A 2,973-nucleotide genomic window follows, 5' to 3' on the forward strand; every position below is an offset into this window, starting at 1 on the left:
CCCCTTCGGCCCCGGCTGCCCCGGCGACGTCCGGGGTGCGCTTCGACCGGCGGGAACAGGCGTCCGGGCAGGTGTCCGGGCAGGTGTCCGGCCAGGCGCCCGCCCCCGTCTCCGGCCAGGCGTCCCCTCATGCCCCGGGTCAGGCGCATGCCTCGGGTCAGGCGCAGGAGCCCGACGGTCCCCCGCCCGGCAGCGGGGTGCACCGGCCCGCGCAGCCCGACGAGTACCCTCTCCAGGCACCGGACCCGCGGGTGGCCACCGAGCCGGGCCACGGCGCGGGTGCCACGGTCTGCGTGGCCTGCCGCGCGGGCCGGGTGGACCAGGACGGCTACTGCGAGAACTGCGGCCACGCCCAGCCGCGCGAACGGGACCACATGGAACAGGAATGCGGCCCGGTCGCCGCGGTCAGCGACCGCGGCCTGCGCCACCACCGCAACGAGGACGCCTTCGCCGTGGGCACCACCACGCTGCCCGACGGCTCCCCGGCGTCCGTGGCCGTCGTCTGCGACGGCGTCTCCTCGGCGACCCGCCCCGACGAGGCGTCCCTGGCGGCCTCCCGGACGGCCGGTGACGCGCTGCTGGCGGCCCTGCCGCGCGGCACGCACCCGCAGCAGGCGATGCACGACGCGATCCTCGCCGCCGCCGACGCGGTCAACGCGCTGGCCGAGGAGCCCGCCGGGGACCGTGAGCGCAGCCCGCACCAGAACGCCCCGGCCTGCACCCTCGTCGGCGCGGTGGTCACCGACGGCCTGCTCGTCGTGGGCTGGGTCGGCGACAGCCGGGTCTACTGGGTGCCGGTGGACCGCACCGCTCCCCCCGCCCGGCTCACCGAGGACGACTCCTGGGCCGCGCAGATGGTCGCCGCCGGCCTGATGGGCGAGGCCGAGGCCTACGCCGACCAGCGCGCGCACGCGATCACCGGCTGGCTGGGCGCCGACGCCTACGAACTGGAGCCGCACACCGCGTCGTTCAAGCCGGACCGGCCCGGAGTGGTCGTGGTCTGCACGGACGGGCTGTGGAACTACGCCGAGTCCGCCGACGAGATGGCACGTGTCGTCCCCCTCGACGCCGCCGCCCGGCCGCTGCACGCCGCGCGGGTGCTGGTCGGCCACGCCCTCGACGGCGGGGGCCACGACAACGTAACAGTGGCGCTCGTGCCGTTCCCGGCCGTCCCGCAGGGGGCAGGATCGGCCTGAGGCCGAGCACGGGAACGGACGGGACGACCGCGGGAAGAGTACGGGCGGGCGCCCCCGGGGAAGCCTCAACGGGCCGGAGGGGACCGGCCCGTCAGCCGTCGTCGTCCCGCGCCGCCGGGGCATCCGAGGGGGATCGAAGCAGGCATGGCCAACTTCGCGAAATCGAATGTGCCGCAGTTCTCGATGGACGTCTACCAGAACGCGTACCTGCCGGAGGGCGGCAGCGAGGTCAACGCCATCGTCACGGTGACCGCGACCGGTGGCGGCACCATCGGCAGCACCGTCTCCGCTCCGCACCACTACGCGCCCGGTGAGGGCCCGTCGGCGGCCGTGGTCCTCATGGTCGACTGCTCCGGCTCCATGGACTACCCGCCGACGAAGATGCGCAACGCCCGCGACGCCACCGCCGCCGCGGTCGACGCGCTGCGCGACGGCGTCCACTTCGCGGTGGTCGGCGGCACGCACGTGGCCAAGGAGGTCTACCCGGGCGGCGGGCGGCTCGCGGTGGCCGACGCCGCCACCCGGGAGCAGGCCAAGCAGGCGCTGCGCACCCTGAGCGCGGGCGGCGGCACGGCCATCGGCACCTGGCTGCGGCTGGCCGACCGGCTGCTGGCCTCGGCGGACGTGGCGATCCGGCACGGCATCCTGCTCACCGACGGCCGCAACGAACACGAGTCGCCCGAGGCGCTCGAGGCGGCCCTGGAGGCGTGCGCGGGCCGGTTCACCTGCGACGCCCGCGGGGTGGGCACCGACTGGGAAGTGAAAGAAGTCACAGCCGTCGCCTCGGCGCTGCTCGGCAGCGCCGACATCGTCGCCGATCCGGCCGGTCTCGCCGACGACTTCACGCGCATGATGGAGGCGGCGATGGGCAAGGAGGTCGCCGACGTGATGCTGCGGCTGTGGACCCCGGCGGGCGCCACTGTGAGATTCGTCAAGCAGGTCGCGCCGACCGTGGAGGAGCTCACCGGCCGCCGCACCGAGGCGGGCCCCCGCGCGGGCGACTACCCGCTGGGGTCCTGGGGCGACGAGTCCCGCGACTACCACCTGTGCGTCGAGGTCCCGCCCGCGGGCCTGGGCCGGGAGATGCTGGCGGCCCGGCTGTCGCTGGTGATTCCCGGGCCGTCCGGCCCAGGCGGGGAGGGCCCGGGCGCGGTGGAGACCCTCGGCGCGCAGGGTCTGGTGCGGGCCGTGTGGACGGACGACATGGCCGCGTCGACGTCGATCAACCCCCAGGTCGCCCACTACACGGGACAGGCCGAACTGGCACAGGTCATCCAACAAGGGCTGGATCTCCGCAAAGCGGGAGACAACGACGGAGCGACGGCCAAACTGGGCCGGGCCGTTCAGCTCGCGAGTGCCTCGGGCAACGCCGATACTGCGAAACTGCTTGCGAAGGTGGTGGACGTCGTCGACGCCGCGACCGGTACTGTGCGACTGAAGACGAAGGTCGAGGAGGCCGACGAGATGACACTCGAGACCCGGTCCACCAAGACCGTTCGTGTGAAGAAGTGACCAGAACAAGACGAGCCTGACCCCTCGGGGTTGGAGAAATCCGGTCGGAACCGACCGGACAAGGAGAGGGGGAAGCGCCGACATGCCGACCTGCCCGAACGGACACCAGTCGGGTTCCGACGACTGGTGCGAGGTGTGCGGTCACCGCATGGCCGGTGCCGTACCCCCACCGCCTCCCCCGCCGCCCGCGCCGGGCGGCGGCTACGGCTTCCCGCCCCCCGGTCCCGCGGGCCAGCCCGGTCCGGGCGGTCCCGGCGGGTACGGC

2 protein-coding genes and 1 pseudogene are annotated in these 2,973 nt (G+C 74.5%); all 3 read left to right on the top strand.

Annotated features, from left to right (window positions below; translation table 11 throughout):
* Window positions 1–1,196: PP2C family protein-serine/threonine phosphatase (locus tag G3I53_RS01490; RefSeq protein WP_239063472.1), on the top strand; the 1,196-nt coding region annotated here is incomplete at its 5' end.
* 144 nt (window positions 1,197–1,340) lie between these two features.
* Window positions 1,341–2,708, top strand: coding sequence for a VWA domain-containing protein (locus G3I53_RS01495; RefSeq protein WP_164334125.1), 1,368 nt, complete (start codon window positions 1,341–1,343; stop codon window positions 2,706–2,708).
* Between the two features lie 82 nt (window positions 2,709–2,790).
* Window positions 2,791–2,973 (top strand): annotated as a pseudogene (locus tag G3I53_RS01500) (phosphopeptide-binding protein); the annotation flags it as partial.

This window comes from Streptomyces sp. SID14436, assembly GCF_010548465.1.
Classification (GTDB): Bacteria; Actinomycetota; Actinomycetes; order Streptomycetales; family Streptomycetaceae; genus Streptomyces.